Source organism: uncultured Campylobacter sp. (assembly GCF_938031315.1).
GTDB lineage: Bacteria > Campylobacterota > Campylobacteria > Campylobacterales > Campylobacteraceae > Campylobacter_B.
In genome coordinates this window covers 1-1,653 of the sequence record NZ_CALHHT010000145.1, presented here as the reverse complement: position 1 = coordinate 1,653, position 1,653 = coordinate 1, and the positions used below count along the sequence as shown (strand labels likewise).

2 protein-coding genes are annotated in these 1,653 nt (G+C 49.8%); both read right to left on the bottom strand.

Features of this window, described 5'->3' with window-relative positions; genetic code table 11:
- Positions 1 to 94 precede the first annotated feature (94 nt).
- Entirely contained in the window at positions 95 to 322 is a 228-nt protein-coding gene (locus tag Q0236_RS03950; protein WP_297915341.1) for a hypothetical protein, read from the bottom strand.
- A gap of 19 nt (positions 323 to 341) precedes the next feature.
- Positions 342 to 968 (bottom strand): dTMP kinase, encoded by a 627-nt coding sequence (gene tmk, locus Q0236_RS03945; RefSeq protein WP_297915339.1) that lies wholly within the window; start codon positions 966 to 968, stop codon positions 342 to 344.
- Positions 969 to 1,653 lie beyond the last annotated feature (685 nt).

Genomic DNA, 1,653 nt, shown 5'->3' with positions numbered 1-1,653 from the left:
CGAAAAGCGAGCTTATGACCACCCAAAACAGAAATATAAATTTAAAAACCTTGCGTAAAACGAACTTTAACGTCTTCATTATTATCCTTTCAATCTAAAGCTTAAGCGGAATTCCGCCTTCGAATCCGCGGATTAAAATTCCGCGCGGGATTTCGCTTATGAAATTTTGCGCTTTTTCAGTCTGCGGCGGAATTTTAAGACAGAATTCTGTGGCGAAATTTTGCTGCGAAATTCTATTACGAAAATTCGGAGATGAAATTTCACGATGAAATTTCATAGTTAAAATTTCACGGCAGAGCTGAGAAATCAATTCCCGCGGCAAAATTTCACGCCTTAAAATTTTAAGAAAGTATGAAATTTCTTATCTGATCGCAGATCGCCTCTTCGGACTGTGCGGCGTCGATTTGCAGGGTCTGAACGCCGCACGCCGCGCATGCCCGCGCCATCAACTCCTGCACGCGCATTAGGTATTTTAGCCCGCGAGCCTCGATTATATCGCTGCTAGCGCGCGTTTTAAGCCGCCGCATGACGAGCTGTTCGTCCGCTGAAAACAGCACGATTTTATCTGCAAATTTGCCCCCAAGCGCAAATTTATTAAGCGCGATAAGCTCGCTAAGATCTGCGTTTTCGTCGTTTGCCAGCGCATAGGCAAGCCCCGAGATGAAGCCGCGATCGCTTAGCACGAGCCTGTCCGCGCTGCCCTTTATCACGCGCTCGTAGTGCTCGGCGCGGTCTGCGAGAAATAAAAGCAGCTCGGCGCGCTTTGAGATTTCGCCGCAGGCCTCGCGCAGATTTACGCTGCCGCGCGACCACTTAAAATCCTCGCCCAAAACGAGGCTTCGCACCGCCTCGCCGAGCTTCGTGCCGCCGGGCTCCTTGGTCACGATCGCCTGCGGGAAAGCCGCCGCTAGCCGCGCTATCTGCGTGCTTTTGCCCACGCCGTCGATACCTTCGAATATTACATACATTTTTCGCCTTTAAATTTGTGCGGTATTTTACAAATTTATAGCTAAATAGCGGCTTTTTTAAATAGCTGGACGCTAAATTTCGCCTCCAAATCGGCTTTTGCGCGAGCTTGTGCGAGCCGCTTTTTGATTTTTCGGCGTAAAATTTTATCGGGCGCTTTGCTCGGCTCTTACTCCTTGCGGCGCAGCTCGCGGTTAAATTTAGCGCTCGAATGGATGCGTTGCATAACACAGCGAGCGAGTAAATTTGCGCTTACGGACATGTACCGAGCGGAGAAGGCCGTTAGACGGGACATGGCGCGCGTCATGCGAGGTGGAAACGGAGCGGGGTATGCGCCCGGCAGAACAACGGGCGCTAGATAAACGAAAGGCGGCGCGTCGGTGAAGAAGGCAGTATGAGGTAGCGTATGTTTTTTAGTAAAAACAGATAGCGCGTCTGGAAGGCATCGGGCGCCGTATAAAGCATGGCATATTGTCCGATAACGCAATAGATGCGGCGACGGGCGGACGCCGCGTGCGATGAAAAATATAAAATCGCGGCGCCGATAAAATTTTTAGCCGCCGCAGATCATGAAATTTTGCCGCAATGAGCGAAGGCGCAAAGCTCGTCCTGTGCGCCGAAAGATGAAATTTTAAATTTTATCCTTTTACGCTAGCTCGGGATTTATTGCTATGAAATTTTTCCGCA